The organism is Marinomonas flavescens (assembly GCF_004352835.1).
Taxonomy (GTDB): domain Bacteria; phylum Pseudomonadota; class Gammaproteobacteria; order Pseudomonadales; family Marinomonadaceae; genus Marinomonas; species Marinomonas flavescens.
On the sequence record NZ_SJSB01000009.1, the window covers coordinates 21,811 to 38,178 of the forward strand.

Annotated in this window: 11 protein-coding genes; 9 read left to right on the plus strand and 2 right to left on the minus strand. The window is 44.4% G+C overall.

All coding sequences use genetic code 11. From position 1 onward, the window contains the following. The first annotated feature begins 1 nt into the window (after position 1). The 8 genes from E0D70_RS10710 to E0D70_RS10745 all read left to right on the plus strand — a co-directional run bounded on the left by E0D70_RS10710 (position 2) and on the right by E0D70_RS10745 (position 11,528). On the plus strand, positions 2 to 1,153 hold the full coding sequence (locus tag E0D70_RS10710) for a type IV pilus secretin PilQ (protein WP_133012285.1): 1,152 nt from the start codon (positions 2 to 4) through the stop codon (positions 1,151 to 1,153). 42 nt (positions 1,154 to 1,195) lie between these two features. Then, the gene (locus E0D70_RS10715) at positions 1,196 to 1,765 is read left to right on the plus strand and encodes a shikimate kinase (RefSeq protein ID WP_133012286.1); all 570 of its coding nucleotides are present in this window, start codon (positions 1,196 to 1,198) and stop codon (positions 1,763 to 1,765) included. Continuing rightward, entirely contained in the window at positions 1,746 to 2,849 is a 1,104-nt protein-coding gene (aroB, locus tag E0D70_RS10720; RefSeq protein ID WP_133012287.1) for a 3-dehydroquinate synthase, read from the plus strand. The genes E0D70_RS10715 and aroB overlap by 20 nt, the downstream gene beginning before the upstream one ends. Before the next feature lie 28 nt (positions 2,850 to 2,877). After that, a complete protein-coding gene (locus E0D70_RS10725; protein ID WP_133012288.1) occupies positions 2,878 to 4,443 on the plus strand; it encodes an SPOR domain-containing protein in 1,566 nt (521 codons plus the stop codon). Between the two features lie 441 nt (positions 4,444 to 4,884). Then, a complete protein-coding gene (gltB, locus tag E0D70_RS10730; protein WP_133012289.1) occupies positions 4,885 to 9,336 on the plus strand; it encodes a glutamate synthase large subunit in 4,452 nt (1,483 codons plus the stop codon). A gap of 97 nt (positions 9,337 to 9,433) precedes the next feature. Next, entirely contained in the window at positions 9,434 to 10,855 is a 1,422-nt protein-coding gene (locus tag E0D70_RS10735; RefSeq protein ID WP_133012290.1) for an FAD-dependent oxidoreductase, read from the plus strand. A gap of 254 nt (positions 10,856 to 11,109) precedes the next feature. Beyond that, positions 11,110 to 11,319, plus strand: a complete 210-nt coding sequence (locus E0D70_RS10740) for a DUF1289 domain-containing protein (protein ID WP_207923245.1) — start codon at positions 11,110 to 11,112, stop codon at positions 11,317 to 11,319. Positions 11,320 to 11,360: 41 nt separating this feature from the next. Further along, positions 11,361 to 11,528, plus strand: coding sequence for a DUF6435 family protein (locus tag E0D70_RS10745; protein WP_133012292.1), 168 nt, complete (start codon positions 11,361 to 11,363; stop codon positions 11,526 to 11,528). A 136-nt stretch (positions 11,529 to 11,664) separates the two neighbouring features. Here E0D70_RS10745 and E0D70_RS10750 read toward each other — a convergent pair whose 3' ends face one another. Continuing rightward, on the minus strand, positions 11,665 to 13,227 hold the full coding sequence (locus tag E0D70_RS10750) for a cation:proton antiporter family protein (RefSeq protein ID WP_133012293.1): 1,563 nt from the start codon (positions 13,225 to 13,227) through the stop codon (positions 11,665 to 11,667). Between the two features lie 347 nt (positions 13,228 to 13,574). Between E0D70_RS10750 and E0D70_RS10755 the strand changes: the two genes are divergently transcribed. Continuing rightward, the gene (locus E0D70_RS10755) at positions 13,575 to 14,909 is read left to right on the plus strand and encodes an MATE family efflux transporter (RefSeq protein ID WP_133012294.1); all 1,335 of its coding nucleotides are present in this window, start codon (positions 13,575 to 13,577) and stop codon (positions 14,907 to 14,909) included. Between the two features lie 114 nt (positions 14,910 to 15,023). On the opposite strand, the gene E0D70_RS10760 is transcribed toward E0D70_RS10755, so the two are convergent. Beyond that, the gene (locus E0D70_RS10760) at positions 15,024 to 16,235 is read right to left on the minus strand and encodes an ammonium transporter (protein ID WP_133012295.1); all 1,212 of its coding nucleotides are present in this window, start codon (positions 16,233 to 16,235) and stop codon (positions 15,024 to 15,026) included. Between the last annotated feature and the right edge of the window lie 133 nt (positions 16,236 to 16,368).

Here is a 16,368-nt window from a genome sequence, read left to right on the forward strand (position 1 = left end):
TATGCGCTACATTCTCTTGGTTATTATTTTCCTATTGCCTCAACGCTTACTAGCCATTGATGTCATGTTCGAATCTCGCCCTATACAGGAAGTGTTGCCTTGGCTCGCGTCTAAAATGCAAAAAAGTTTAGTGATTAGTCCCGATATTAAACAATCACTTACGTTATCGATAAAAGATGCTTCTTGGAAAGAGGTGATGGAGGCCGTAGCGCAGCAACCAGGAATTACACTGACATGGAAAGGGGCCGTCGCTGTGTTAATGCCGACGAGTAAGACGGTAAAAAGCACGCAGTGTCAGCGAGCTTATTGGATGCTGCGCCATGCAAAAGCGAAAGTGGTTGGAGGGCACCTGAAAACACTGTATCCAACGATGTCTTTAGTCGTTGATGAGCGAACCAATTCGGTCATTACTTTTTCCTGTCAGGCGGTTGAAGGATTAGCAAAAACGCTTGCTTGGTTGGATATTCCTTTGCGACAAATTGAAATCAGCGCGCAGATCGCACAAGTAAGCACTTCGGCGCAATCTCAATTTGGGGTCAATTGGCAAGCAAACTTATCTGATAGCGTGCGTTCTTCTATTGGTGGAGCCATCGACTTAAGCGCGTTAACGCCAACGAGTAGTTTGTCCATTGCTGGTAGCAGCGGGCTGAGTTTATTGTCTTTTACCTTAGACATGCTAGAAAGCGAAGGAATGGCAAAGGTTTTGTCAAAACCTAAAATAGTAGCGATAGAGGGGGAGTTGGCGCGTATTGAATCAGGAACAGAAATACCTTATCAAACCGTTAAGGATGACAATGTTAATGTGGAGTTTCGAGATGCCGCGTTGGTGTTGGAAGTAAGGCCTTTTGTTAAAGAGGGAAATCGTATCTTGCTGGAATTGACCATTCATCAAGATTCGGTTGGTGATTTAGTGAATGGTGTGCCGAGCCTAGAAACGAATCGTTTAAAAACACAGGTCGTTGTTAATGACCAAGAAACACTTGTTTTAGGTGGGATTTTTAGAGAAGCGCGTTTTAAAATAACAAGTAAGGTGCCTATTTTAGGAGACATACCCATTCTTGGTGTATTATTTAAAAGACAAACAGAACAACAAGAAAAGGTTGAATTGCTTGTATTTATTACACCAAAGCTGCTACAAATGTCAGTTAACTAGGCTGCAGTCTGAAACTGCTTAATTTCGATATAATTAAATATAATGATAAAAGCTCCCAATATAATTTTAGTAGGCCCGATGGGTGCTGGAAAAACGACTATAGGTCGTTTGCTTTCACATTCGTTAGGCAGAGAATTCTATGACTCAGACAGAGTGATAGAAGAGAATGCTGGGGCTGATATCCCTTGGATTTTCGAAAAAGAAGGCGAAGATGGCTTTCGTAAGCGAGAAACTCATGCTCTTGAGTGTATGCTACAAGAAAATCAAGAGAGTGTTGTTCTTGCTACGGGTGGAGGTATTGTTATGCGTGAAGAAAATCGACAGCTTCTTCGTGACGGTAATGCCCTCGTTGTATATCTTTATGCTTCGGTTTCGCAGCAATTACATCGTACCTCCAAAAGCAATCATCGACCTCTATTGAAAACCGGTGACCCTAAAGCGACATTGAAAAAACTCTTTCAAGTACGAGATCCGCTTTACCGCGACGTCGCTACCTTGGTTGTTGAAACGGATTCACGCCATCCTAAGTCGGTTGCTAATAAGGCTTTAGAGGCCATCAAACGTCATTTAAAATCAGAGAGCAAGAAGCAGAATGCGAACGTTAACGGTTGAACTAGGAGAAAGAAGCTACCCTATTTATATTGGTAGTGGAATTCGTCACCAAAAAGACCTTTTTGATCAGGCTATCCATGGCAAACAAGTCATGATTGTCACCAATGATACTGTCGAACACTTGTACCTGGATGCCATGGTCTCGATGCTGAGTGAAGACTACCAAGTGGCTGTCTGCATTTTACCTGATGGTGAGGTGTATAAAAATCTAGATACCTACAATCAAATTATTACGTCATTGCTAGAAGCCAAACATAATCGCACAACCACTGTGATAGCTTTGGGCGGCGGTGTAGTGGGTGATATGGCGGGTTATGCGGCGGCTACTTACCAACGTGGTGTCCCTTTTATTCAGGTGCCAACGACTTTGCTATCACAGGTAGATTCATCTGTAGGTGGCAAAACCGGTGTGAATCATCCACTGGGTAAAAATATGATAGGCGCGTTTTATCAGCCGCAAGCCGTGATCATTGATACGCAAACTTTAGAAACCTTACCATTGAAAGAGTTGTCTGCCGGTATGGCAGAAGTCATTAAATATGGACTGATTTGCGACACGTCATTTTTTGACTGGTTAGAACAAGAAATTGACGCTTTAATGGCACTGGATAATGATAAAATTAGTGATGCTATTTATCGCTCTTGTTTGGCTAAAGCAAATGTTGTTGCGCAAGATGAGCGAGAAGGTGGCATACGAGCTATTCTGAATTTAGGTCATACTTTTGGTCATGCCATTGAAACTCATATGGGATATGGCAATTGGTTACATGGTGAAGCGGTAGCGGCAGGTTGTATTCTCGCCGTCGATTTATCTTGGCGTATGGGCAATATGTCTGAGCAGGATGTTAACCGTTGTGTTGCATTATTTACAGCCGCTAAATTACCAATATTGCCGCCGGCGGTTATGACATTGGAAAATTTCAAAGACTTGATGTCATTGGATAAAAAAGTGTTAGATGGCAGTTTACGTTTAGTTTTATTAGGTGATCTTGGCGATGCTATTGTGACATCAGATTTTCCAATGGATGATTTTGATGCCTGTATTAATGATGCATTAGAGGCAAGCGCACAAATTACCTCTTAGCTATATCGTGCCACTTTAAAGGACAAGAATGTCAGATCCCAGTTTTCAGCTTGACTTAGAAAATGCTCTAAATCAGCCGCCAAAAGCGACGCTGAGGGATCCGTTCGGCTCTAAAGACATGTCCGCCTACTTTGCCTCTGAAGAAGGTAATCAACAGTTAGCTTTGCTTGAGCACTTAAGCCGTTACAGTAATTTATTGTCGGTTGTGCAAGGTCCTCAAGGCAGCGGTAAAAGTCGTTTTATGATGGAGTTTGCGCGTCATCAAGATGATTCGACGATTATTAGTCAAGTAAAGGGCAGCATGCTGATGACAGCAGGCCAGTTACTTCAAGCTATCTATAGCGGTTTCTCTACGCAACTAAAAGAGCCACCTAATGAGGCGACTTTTGGTCCACTGCTGAAATTTTCTCATGAGTCAGAAGCGCGGGGCCAGAAGGCATTGATCTTGATCGACAATGCTCAAGAGCTGAATACCGATGCGGTTAGTATGTTGTTAGACATGATGTCGTTAGCCACTGAAAATCAATCTGTACCTCATGTCGCTCTGTTTACTGAATCTCCTATTTCGCGGAATCTAGACTCCTACCAGCGTTCTCGTTATGAGCAATTAAGTCACACGCTGGATATCGCCCCTTATTCATTTGAACAAACCAAAGCGTACTTATTGCATCGAGTGCGAACCGTGGGTGGTAGCATTAATTTGCCATTTACTGAGAAGCAGGTTAAACAAATTTATCAGGAGTCTGGAGGTTATCCGGGTGCTATTAACCAGGTAGCTCAGTCTATGATGGGCAACGGTGAAAAAGGTGTTAAGCGCGGCAGTCGATTTAATTTAGCGTTGGGCTTTCCGCTGGTTCATATGGCTCTGCTTTGTGTGGTGATGCTAGGTATCCTGATTGCCGTGGTATTTAGTGATCCTGATAAAACGGCTTCAGAAATGACGGACCGTACGAGTAATGTTATTCCGTTAAGTCCAAAACCAGAATTACGTGCTGGGCAATCTTCTTCTGAGACCATCGCTCGGATTGATGCGATGCAGCGCAAAATCGGCATGGAGGGCAAGGTTTCGCTTCCTCCCATTCCGGCTGGTGTAGAAGAAAGTGCCAATGTCTCCACATCTTCAATACAACCTGAAGCGCCATCAATGACGTCATCATTGCCCGTTGCGCCTATTCGTCAAGCGATACCAAAAGCAACACCAGCCCCTATTCAAGAGTCTGCTCCGATGGTTATTGAACCGACGACAGTGGATAAAACGCCAGTGGCTACTATAAGTAAGCGCTCTAATGATCCATTTGATAAGACACAATGGTGGTTATCACAAAGTCCAAGTCGTTATACGCTACAATTATTAGGGACTTATAACCTTGATACGGTGAAAGATTTCATCAAATCTCAAGGCAGTGTTAGTGTTTTTAGCTACTTTAAGTCGAAACACAATGGCCGTGATTGGTATGTAGTAGTATATGGCATGTACCGAAACCGCAGTGAAGCAATCGCCGCAGTTGAATCGCTTCCCAAAGATTTAAGAGACTTAAACCCTTGGTCCAGAAGCGTTCGAAGTATCCAGCAAGACATTAAAAAAGCAGGATAATCGCCTGAAATAGGCTAATAACCGTTGATTAGATTCGATATTCTGCATTTCTTACATCGATTTAGAACTATTCTTGCGTTTTTTTAGGCGATTTTTTTTAAAAAATCATCATTTCCCGATAAAAAACCATTTATCTCTGAAATACACACATTCGCAGTGGAATTTTCTGTTTGGAAAATCTCCAGCCATAGATAATTCTCCTCGAAGCGTTTAACTGCACTGAAACACCCGCTAAAAAACCACAAAATGACGCTAACCCCTGTTAGTCGGATTTGAGTAGTCGCACGCTGCGAGGTACTATCATTCTCCTTTTGGGTGGTCTATAGGGCAGATAACAATCATTCTCAAAGCCGGTTAATGGCTTTCTACATGTCTGACCATCAAAATTTCATTTTTAGTTCTAGTTAATAATCTTTACGTTTCAACTGTGGGAGTTGGTGTATGAATGCAGGCCTTTATCGTCCTGGCGAATTCAAAGACAACTGTGGCTTTGGTTTAATTGCTCATATGGAAGGCAATACTAGCCATGAATTACTTAAGACAGCCATTGAGTCTTTGACATGTATGACACACCGTGGAGGTATTGCTTCCGATGGCAAAACCGGTGATGGTTGTGGTCTTCTTATTCAAAAGCCGGATACCTTTCTTCGTAGCGAAGCTGAGGCTTTGTTTAATCACACATTATCCGATCTATATGGCATCGGTATGGTTTTCTTGGATCAAGATGAAGCACTTGCGACAGAGCAACGTGATGTCTTGACTCAAAAGCTAAAAGATCAGGGAATGAATGTAGTCGGTTGGCGTGAAGTGCCAATGGATGCTTCTTGTCTCGGTCGTATTGCTGAAGAATGTTTGCCTCGTATTGAACAAGTATTTGTCGACAGCAATCGTATGGACGCTCGCACTTTTGCGACACGCTTATTCGTAGCGCGTCGTCAAACTGAGATTGCATTGGCGCAATATGAAAACTTCTACATCTGCTCTTTGTCAGACAAAGTTTTGTCTTACAAAGGTTTGATGATGCCAGAAGACCTTCCTGTCTTTTATAAAGACTTAGGTAATGAGAATTTACAGACAGCAATCTGTGTTTTCCATCAGCGTTTCTCTACTAATACATTGCCTAAATGGCCATTGGCACAACCATTTCGTATGTTGGCGCACAATGGTGAGATCAATACGATTGAAGGCAATCGTAATTGGGCTTTGGCTCGAGCGAACAAATTACGCTCGCCATTGATTCCGGAGCTGCAAGATTTACAGCCATTGGTTAACTTGACGGGATCTGACTCGTCATCAATGGATAACATGCTAGAAGTCTTGGTTACTGGCGGTGTGGACATCTTCCGTGCGGCGCGCTTGATCATTCCACCGGCGTGGCAAAACGTTGAGAATATGGACCCTGAGCTACGTGCATTCTACCAATATAACTCCATGCACATGGACCCTTGGGACGGCCCAGCGGGTCTTGTTATGACCGATGGTCGCCATGCGATTTGTATGTTGGATCGTAACGGTTTGCGTCCTTCTCGTTGGGTGATTACCAAAAACGGATTCATTACCTTGGCGTCCGAAATTGGTACCTATGGCTACAAGCCAGAAGACGTAGTATCAAAAGGACGTGTAGGTCCGGGGCAAATGTTGGTGGTCGACACTCAAACAGGCCAAGTACTGCATACCAATGACATCGACAATCGCTTGAAAGCCGCGCATCCATACAAAAAATGGTTGAAGCAGGAAGCGATTCGCATTGAGTCTTTGTTAGAAGAATCGTCTCTTGAGTTCGAACCTTTTACCAAAGAAGAAATGCTAACGTACCAAAAGATGTTCCAAGTATCTTTTGAAGAGCGTGAACAGATTTTCCGTCCATTAGCGGAAAGTGGTCATGAAGCGGTAGGCTCCATGGGCGATGATACGCCAATGGCTGTTATGTCGAGCCAGACTCGTCCAGTGACGGATTATTTCCGCCAGAAATTCGCTCAGGTAACGAACCCACCGATTGATCCACTTCGTGAATCGGTAGTGATGTCGCTAGAAACGTGCATCGGTGTTGAACGTAACCTGTTCGAAGAAACGCCAAAACACGCGAATCGCATTATTTTGTCATCGCCTGTGTTGTCACCACGTAAATACAGCCGTTTGTTGGCAATGAACGATCATCGTTTCCGTTTGGTTCGTTTGAATACCAACTACAATCCAGATGAAGTGTCGTTAGAGCAAGCCATTAAAGATCTGCGTATCAGTGCAGAAGAAGCGGTGCGTAATGGTGCCGTGATTGTGGTACTAACCGATCGCAACATTAAAAAAGGTCATTTGCCTATTCCAGCGCCTATGGCTGTCGGTGCTGTGCATCACCATCTAACGGCTGTTGGTTTGCGTTGTGATTCTAATATCATCGCAGACACCGGTTTCGCACGAGATCCTCATCAATTTGCGGTCTTGTTAGGCTTTGGTGCAACTGCCGTGTATCCGTACTTATCTTACCGTTTGATTAATGACATGGTAGATAAAGGCGAAGTACTGGGTGACCCAATTGCTTGTCATGTTAAATACCGTAAAGGTATTAACAAAGGCATGATGAAGATCCTATCTAAAATGGGGATTTCCACTATCGCCTCTTATCGCGGCGCGCAATTGTTTGAAGCCGTTGGATTAGATACGAAAGTAGTCGATCTTTGCTTCAAAGGTGTAGCGAGCCGTATTAAAGGTGCGCGTTTTGAAGACTTCCAACGTGAGCAAGTTACCGTTGCTAATAATGCTTGGAAATTACGCAAACCTATTCAGCAGGGCGGTTATCTTAAATACGTCCATGATGCGGAATATCACGCTTTTAATCCTGATGTGGTTCGTAATCTACAAACCGCAGTGGGCAGTGGTCGTTTTGAAGATTTCACGGCTTACACCGAATTGGTTAACAATCGCCCTGCGTCTATGCTGCGTGACTTGTTTGCCTTATCTGATAAAGCCAAGGCAATCGCCATTGATGAGGTTGAGTCACTAGAAGACATCTTGCCTCGCTTTGACTCCGCTGGTATGTCGCTGGGTGCCTTGTCTCCAGAAGCACACGAAGCCTTAGCGCAAGCGATGAATGAATTAGGCTGTCGTTCAAACTCAGGTGAGGGCGGTGAAGACCCAGCTCGCCATGGTACTGAGCGTCGTTCTAAGATCAAGCAAATTGCCTCTGGTCGCTTTGGTGTGACACCAGAATACCTAGTGAATGCTGAAGTGCTACAGATCAAGGTAGCGCAAGGTGCAAAACCAGGTGAAGGGGGTCAGTTACCCGGCGGTAAAGTGAATGGTCTAATTGCGCGTTTGCGTTATGCAGTACCGGGTGTAACCTTGATTTCACCACCACCACATCATGATATTTATTCGATTGAAGATTTGGCTCAGCTGATCTTTGATTTGAAACAAGTTAACCCAGACGCACTTGTCTCGGTGAAATTGGTGTCTGAACCCGGTGTCGGTACGATCGCGGCGGGTGTGGCGAAAGCTTATGCCGATTTGATCACCATCTCTGGTTACGATGGCGGTACAGCGGCATCGCCACTGACGTCTATTCGTCATGCGGGTTCTCCTTGGGAACTAGGCTTGGCGGAAGCGCAACAAGCACTGCGTTCTAATGATCTGCGCGGTAAGATCCGCCTGCAAACAGACGGTGGCTTAAAAACTGGTCTGGATGTGGTTAAAGCAGCGATATTAGGTGCAGAAAGCTTTGGCTTTGGTACGACTCCGATGATTGCGATGGGTTGTAAGTTCTTACGAATTTGTCACCTAAATAACTGTGCAACGGGTGTCGCAACGCAAGATCAAATGCTGCGTGATGAACACTTCATCGGCACTGTAGACATGATCAAAAACTTCTTCCGCTTTATGGCCGAAGATACGCGTTTATGGTTGGCTAAGTTGGGTGTGGCTCGTCTACAAGACTTGATTGGTCGTACTGACTTATTGACTATCTTGCCGGGCGAAACAGAGAAGCAACAAGGTTTGGATCTTTCTCCTATCTTGTTGAATGATGCCATCCCAGCGGATAAAGCTCAGTATTGTGTAACGCCATTTAACCCTCCACACGATAAGGGCTTATTAGCGCTTAAAATGTGGGCAACGATACAGCCGACAGTAGAAGAAAAAGAAGGTGGCGAGTTTGCCTTCCGTGTGACCAACTGTGACCGCTCTATTGGAGCACGTTTGTCTGGTGAGATCGCTAAACGTTACGGCAACCAAGGTATGTCTGATGCTCCCGTAACATTGAAACTGACCGGTACTGCTGGGCAAAGTTTTGGTGTTTGGAACGCTGGTGGCTTAAACATGTACCTTGAAGGCGACGCGAACGATTACGTAGGTAAAGGCATGACCGGCGGTAAGCTGGTGATTCGTCCACCGCGTAATTCTGTTTTTGCATCACAAGATACAGTGATCATTGGTAACACTTGTCTGTACGGTGCGACTGGCGGTAAGTTATTCGCAGCCGGTATTGCAGGTGAGCGTTTTGCGGTACGTAACTCAGGTACCCATGCGGTTATCGAAGGTGCAGGCGATCACTGTTGTGAGTACATGACAGGCGGTTTGGTAACGGTTCTTGGTGATACTGGCTACAACTTTGGTGCGGGTATGACCGGTGGTTTTGCGTACGTGTTGGATATGGATCGTACTTTCGTGGATAAGTACAACCACGAGCTTGTTGAGATCCAACGTGTAGGCACAGAAATAACCGAAGAATATCGTTCTCACTTACGCAGCGTGATTGAAGAATATGTTCGAGAAACTGACAGCGAATGGGGCAAAGAAATCTTAGAAAACTTCTATGACTACATTGGCAAATTCTGGCTAGTAAAACCCAAAGCCGCGAGCTTAGGCGCGTTGCTAGATAGTACTCGTCAGCGTCCAGAATAAAATCGGCTGCGTGGTGCTAGGCACCATGAATGAATCAGTTTGACCCATTTGAGAGAAGCGCCGCTTGCTTGCAAGCGGCCATAGGAGATAGCAGCTTATGTCTGAGCGCTTGAACAATGCATTTCAATTCGTCGAAGTGGATCGTAAAGATCCGAAGAAGAAGCCTTTAATTACTCGTAAGGCACAATTCGTCGAAATTTATAAACCGTTTGAGGAAGAGAATGCCAAAGGGCAGTCTCATCGTTGCCTTGAATGTGGTAACCCTTATTGTGAATGGAAATGTCCTGTTCACAACTACATTCCTAACTGGTTAAAGTTAGTGAGTGAAGGGAATATTTTAGAAGCCGCTGAGTTGAGCCATCAAACCAACTCTTTGCCTGAAGTGTGTGGTCGAGTTTGTCCACAAGACCGTCTTTGTGAAGGTGCTTGTACGCTTGGCGAAGGTGGCTTTGGTGCTGTGACTATAGGGTCTGTTGAGAAATACATCACAGATACCGCGTTTGCACTTGGCTGGCGCCCGGATATGACCAACGTAGTGCCGGTTAATAAAACCGTGGCTATCGTCGGCGCAGGCCCTGCTGGGTTAGCGTGTGCAGACGTGCTAGTGCGCAATGGTATTAAACCAGTGGTGTTTGATAAATACCCAGAAATCGGTGGTTTGCTGACGTTTGGTATCCCTGAATTTAAGCTCGAAAAAAGTGTCATGACGCGCCGTCGTGAGATCTTTGAAGAAATGGGCGTTGAATTTGTATTGGGAACCTCGGTTGGCGATGACGTACCATTTGAACATGTTTTAGAAGAGTACGATGCTGTGTTTCTAGGCATGGGTACTTATAAATACATGAAGGGCGGCTTCCCTGGGGAAGATCTACCTGGAGTTCATGATGCGCTAGATTACTTGATTTCTAATGTGAACCATTGTTTAGATTTCGAAGAAGACGAAAGCGATTACATCAACCTAAAAGGCAAGCAAGTGGTTGTCTTAGGGGGCGGTGATACTGCGATGGACTGTAACCGTACGGCGATTCGCCAAGGCGCTAAAGGTGTCGCTTGTGCTTACCGTCGTGACCAAGAAAATATGCCAGGCTCACGCAAAGAAGTGACCAATGCGCGTGAAGAAGGGGTTCAGTTTCTCTTTAATCGTCAGCCAGTGGAAATCGTTGGTAATGGTAAAGTGGAAGGCATCAAGGTAGTAGAAACTAAGATGGGCGAGCCAGACGCAAATGGTCGTCGTAGCGCTGAAGTTGTTGAAGGCAGCGAGCAAATTATCCCTGCAGATGCGATCTTAGTGGCCTTTGGTTTCCAAGCGAGCCCGGCACCTTGGTTTGAGAAATTCGGTATCGAAACCGATTCTCGTGGTCGTGTTCTAGCACCTAAGCAAGGCAAGTACATGTTCCAAACAACCAATGAGAAAATTTTTGCTGGTGGCGACATGGTGCGTGGTTCTGATCTTGTTGTAACGGCTATTGATGAAGGGCGTAAAGCGGCCGAAGGAATCATGGATTTCTTAGACGTTTAATTGCTAATTAAAGCAACTTATACCTCCCTATAAAATATTAACGGGAGATATAAGGAGCATAAAAACACGTATTTGAGTATCAAATACGTGTTTTTTTTCGTTTTAAGACAAGGTCAGTTTTTATTTGAAAACAAAGGTGTTTTTGGAATTAAGAGCAAGTGAGCTACGCTTCCGACTAGAAGCGTAAAATGGTCTAAACTTAGTTATATCAACTATCAACTATCAACTATCAACTATTAAGCATGAGAGTATATATGACGATTTCTTCTCCTTGTATTCGACAATGCTGCCTGAATGAAGAAGATATCTGTTTAGGTTGTTTTCGTTCTTTAGAAGACATTCTAGGTTGGTCTGCGGCGTCGCAAAACGAGAAACAACAGGCCCTTAAACGCGCGGCGGAACGTAAGACGCTCGCAGTGGATGCATTCGGTCAGAAGCCCTTTAGTAATCCAAAAAGGCGTTAGTAGCGTATTGATAGGCAAGTCTTCAAAAAAGAGGTGGTTATATGTTTTCTTTTCTTAAATCTGATCCGCGCAAAGCGCTCGACAAAGAATATGGACAATTATTGGAAAAAGCCATGCAAGCCCAGCGTGGCGGGGATATCAAACGCTATGCAGAGCTGACGGCACAGGCCGAAATGGTGAAGGCCAAACTGAACGCCATCCCTTCTTAGTCGATAAAGCAATCTAGCTGGGATAAAGCAATTCAGTCGTTATAAAAACACAGATTACAGGCGAAAAAAAACGATGTGATAGGCCGATTGAATAGGGCATAACACATCGTTTTTTGCTTTCTAGGAGTCAGTCCGTTTAACGGATCAAGGCTAAGCTCTCTTCGGCAAACCCAGTACCGGCTTCGGTGTAGAAGTTAAAGACATTATCGATGCCGCTGTCGATGAGAATATCACGCTCATCTTGATAACGGGCAATCGCGGCAATTTGTCCAGTGTAATTGGCTTTACGTAATTGCACGGCAATATTAGTAGTATCTTCTGCCGCGGGTAATGCCAATAGCACCAAATGAATGCTTGAGGTATCGAGGCGCTCCCAAAGGTCGGCATCTTCCCCATCACCGTAGAAGACGTTTTCTTGGGCTTCTTGCATCTGGGTGATGCGGTTTCGATCAGCGTCCATACCGGCGACTGTGGCACCAACTAAGCCTTTTAACGACTCAAAAGCACCGCGTCCTACGCGACCTAATCCGACGACCAAGATTTCAGTATCAATCGGCTGCACAAAGACATCTTCTGGTAAGCATTTCGGACTTTCAAAGCGGCGAATGATTTCTTTGTTTTTACGATACAAGCGGTGTACGTTTCGATATAGCAAGCTGGTAATGATAAAAGAAAAAGACACCGCCAAGGCGAGCACCACCAACCATTCTTTAGCGAGCCAGCCATTAGCTACGCTCAGAGCGACCACAATTAAGCCAAACTCACTGTAATTCGACAGCACAATAGACGATAAGAAAGAAGTACGCCCACGTAATTTCAACTTGGTAAACAGTGCGAAGAAAAGGGCAAACTTCACTAAGATAACCAAGGTGATTATAAGGCTGACCGCGACCATATTTAACGTTGGTAAGGCGGTAAAGCCAATGGATAAAAAGAAACCAATAAGAAACAGATCCTTAAAGTTCATCAAAGCCTTGTTCATTTCGGCTGCTTTACTGTGAGACGCGAGTAACACACCAAAAATCAGAGCCCCTAGATCGCCTTTTACACCAACAAGATAGAAAAGTTCATAGCCACCCAGTGCGAGAAAAAGTCCGGTAAGTGGGAGCATTTCACCGTGGCCTGCTTTATCGACGATTTTATTCAGGATGGGACGGACCAACAATAGGCCAAACAGGGCGAGCGCCCAGAGTGACGGTGTATTCCCAGTAGCGAACACTAAGAAGACCACAGCGACTATGTCTTGCATCACCAGAATGCCGAGTGCTAATTGTCCATGACGTGTTTTTAGCTCGCTGCTTTCTTCCAGTAATTTGATGATACAAACCGTACTGGAAAAACTCAGCGCGAAGCCAAGCAACGCCGCGGTTTTTAACTCCAGAATACCAAAGAAAGGCAGGCTTAAACTGCCTAATAATAAGCAGATCGCAATCAGTAAAACAGTCCAAAGGCCCATATGGCCTAGAGTCGATGCCCAGACTTCGCGTTTAAATAAGTCTTTTACGTGGAGCTTCAAGCCAATACAGAACAGCATCAAGGTAATGCCTAAATTAGCCAAAGAATCTAGCGTGCTGCTGGGCTGCATGCCAAATGCATTCAGTAAAAAGCCAGCCAACAAAAAGCCAATGAGAGGTGGCAAATTGATTAACTTAACGGCGAGGCCGCAGACAAACGCAAATAATATCCAAATAAATTCCATGCAATCCTTCTAATTTTCTTGAAAGCCGTTGAGGCGTTAAACAGCGCCAGCAGTGGTGAGGAATATGATACGGAATTCATGTCTAAAACACAGCCAGAAAAGCACCTTCAGGGTGTTTTCATCTCATTAGAGTAGTGCTTTTATGTACTTTCTTACTCTCTCGTACCTGCTTGCCTAATTTCTTTAAGTAACCATCAAGGAATAAGTCACTAAGGTGTGGCCGTTAGTACTCTTAGTCGGAGAATCGTGATAATAAATAGATAAATTTCGATATGACGAATTTGTTAGGAAAATCACGTATAATCTGGGTTCCTTATTTTTCTTTTCTGCTTAGAAATACCTAATTTATGTCTTCAAACTCAGCTCAACCTTCTCTTGCTCGCGAATTATTCACTATGACTTGGCCCATGCTTTTTGGGGTGTTGTCGTTAATGAGTTTTCAGCTGGTAGACAGTGCTTTTATCGGCCAATTAGGTATTTTACCTTTGGCTGCTCAGGGTTTTACCTTACCTATTCAAATGATAGTAATTGGCTTGCAGGTTGGGTTAGGGATCGCTACGACGGCGATTATATCCAGAGCATTAGGGGCACAAAAAACACGTTATGCTAAACAGTTAGGTGGCTTAGTTTTAACGATGGGCAGCATTGGTATCGCTTTTTTTGCGGTGTTGATTTGGTTGCTACGTCATCCTATTTTGGCCTTGTTGAGTGCGCCAGATTCTGTGTATCCGATCATTGATTCTTATTGGCCTCATTGGCTTCTTAGCGCTTGGGTAGGCGCCTTGATCTATTTTTATTACAGCATTTGTCGGTCTCATGGAAATACATTATTACCAGGAATAATGATGATAGTGACGAGTGTTCTGAACTTAGTGTTAGATCCTATTTTCATTTTCAAATTGGGTTTTGGACTTAATGGTGCGGCCATGGCTACAACCTTAGCGTTCGGTATTGGCGTTTTGGTGGTTGCGCCTAAAGTAGCTCGTAAGCATTGGATCATGTTTGACTGGAAAGACTTAAAAATCACTCAAAGCTTAGCGGATATTGGCCACATAATGGGGCCTGCGATGGTGAGTCAGTTATTGCCTCCGGTATCGTCTATGTTGGCCACCAAACTAATTGCAGGATTTGGTACCGCCGCGGTAGCGTCATGGGCTCTAGGATCACGTTTTGAATTCTTTGCGATTGTGTCCGTTTTGGCATTGACGATGTCGATGCCGCCTTTTATCGGACGTTTATTAGGGGCGGGAAGATCTGACGACATTCGTTATATTGTAAAAGTGGCGTGTCGCTTTGTTTTATTATTTCAGTTATTGATCGCCGTTGTGACGTTTTTTGCTTCAAGTGGTTTAGCCAACTTGATGACTAGCGAGACGGAAGTTCGACAGATTTTACATTGGCATCTGATGATAATACCGATTAGCTTAGGGCCGTTGGGGATTTGCATGTTGATGGTGTCGATCTCGAATGCCTTAGGGAAATCGTATACCGCGTTGACTATATCTGCTTTACGGCTGTTTGCTTTTTTCTTGCCGTGCCTTTGGATCGGCTCTGAATTAGCGGGCTTAAAAGGCCTATTTACAGGTGTTCTGTTTGGCAATGTGTTGGCAGGCATTTGTTCTTGGTTTATGTATCGCCGTGCAATTAGGCTGATAGAACGACGTTTGTTTAAGGAGCAATAGACGATTTCATTACTAGAACATCGTCTTATGCTGCTGGGCTATTGTTACCACGTCGTTTCAATAGCCCATTTTGTTAGAGCATCAGCCATTCTGATATGGATTGTCAGACGCTATTTAGTCTCTGCTATCAGAGCTTATTTTATGGATGGAAAGATCCGCCCCGTTATATTCTTCTTCTTCGCTTAAGCGCAAACCACTAATGGCTTTGACCGCACCATAAACGACAAAACCGCTGATTAACGCGATTCCTATGCCAGTAAAAGAACCGATGATTTGAGACATAAAGCTGACACCGCCTAATCCGCCAAAGGACTTTAGGCCAAATATACCGGCAGCAAGCCCACCCCAAGTTCCACAAACTCCATGCAACGGCCATACACCCAATACGTCATCAATGTGGTGGAATTTCTGTTGTATGAGTGTGAATAACCAAGTAAATAATGCGCCAGCGATCAGCCCGGTTGCTAGAGCTCCAATAGGATGCATGATGTCTGAACCTGCGCAAATGGCAACCAGTCCAGCGAGAGGTCCGTTATGAATAAACCCCGGATCTTTTTTACCCAGTACCATGGTAGAAATAATCCCTCCAACCATCGCCATTAACGAATTGACAGCCACTAGTCCACTAATACCATCTAGAGTTTGTGCGGACATAACGTTAAAGCCAAACCAGCCAATACAAAGAATCCAGGCACCTAGGGCGAGAAATGGAATGTTTGATGGGACAAATGCGATGAGCTTTCCATTTCTGAAACGACCATTACGAGTGCCGAGTAAAACAATGGCCGCTAGAGCAACCCAACCTCCAAATGCATGAACGACAATGGAGCCCGCAAAGTCATGAAATGGCGCACCATATTGTTGAGTTAACCAATGTTGAAACCCATAATTACCATTCCATATCAGACCTTCAAAGAAGGGATAGGCAACACCGACTATAATCGCTGCAGAGATAAGCATAGGATAAAATCTAGCGCGTTCTGCCACACCACCAGAAATAATAGCGGGTATGGCGGCGGCAAATGTCATAAGAAAGAAGAACTTAACCAAAGCGTAGCCACTGTTTTGTGACAGTGTGGTCGCGCTTTCGAAAAAGCTGACGCCGTAGGCTATATGGTATCCAATGAAAAAATAGACCAGAGCGGAAATAGCAAAATCAGTCATTATTTTTACTAGCGCATTGACCTGATTTTTATGACGCACAGTCCCGACTTCTAAAAATGCGAAGCCGGCATGCATGGTAAATACCATGATGGCACCAAGCAGAATAAAAAAAGTATTTGAATTGGAAATCAGTGTTTCTACTGCACTGTTTGTGACGGTCACGAAGCGCTCCTATATAAAATGCACCGAACGGGTGCTTTATGTTTTTGTTTTTGCTGTATTAAGAAGCAAATTGCTAAAAAAACAGATATGACGGACTTAAAAGGGTAATCACAAGCAAAAAACGTTCCATGTC

Coding starts and splice junctions, on each gene's coding strand:
- E0D70_RS10710 (WP_133012285.1), top strand. CDS start 2: ATGCGCTACATTCTCTTGGTTATTATTTTCCTATTGCCTCAACGCTTA.
- E0D70_RS10715 (WP_133012286.1), top strand. CDS start 1,196: ATGATAAAAGCTCCCAATATAATTTTAGTAGGCCCGATGGGTGCTGGA.
- aroB (WP_133012287.1), top strand. CDS start 1,746: ATGCGAACGTTAACGGTTGAACTAGGAGAAAGAAGCTACCCTATTTAT.
- E0D70_RS10725 (WP_133012288.1), top strand. CDS start 2,878: ATGTCAGATCCCAGTTTTCAGCTTGACTTAGAAAATGCTCTAAATCAG.
- gltB (WP_133012289.1), top strand. CDS start 4,885: ATGAATGCAGGCCTTTATCGTCCTGGCGAATTCAAAGACAACTGTGGC.
- E0D70_RS10735 (WP_133012290.1), top strand. CDS start 9,434: ATGTCTGAGCGCTTGAACAATGCATTTCAATTCGTCGAAGTGGATCGT.
- E0D70_RS10740 (WP_207923245.1), top strand. CDS start 11,110: ATGACGATTTCTTCTCCTTGTATTCGACAATGCTGCCTGAATGAAGAA.
- E0D70_RS10745 (WP_133012292.1), top strand. CDS start 11,361: ATGTTTTCTTTTCTTAAATCTGATCCGCGCAAAGCGCTCGACAAAGAA.
- E0D70_RS10750 (WP_133012293.1), bottom strand. CDS start 13,227: ATGGAATTTATTTGGATATTATTTGCGTTTGTCTGCGGCCTCGCCGTT.
- E0D70_RS10755 (WP_133012294.1), top strand. CDS start 13,575: ATGTCTTCAAACTCAGCTCAACCTTCTCTTGCTCGCGAATTATTCACT.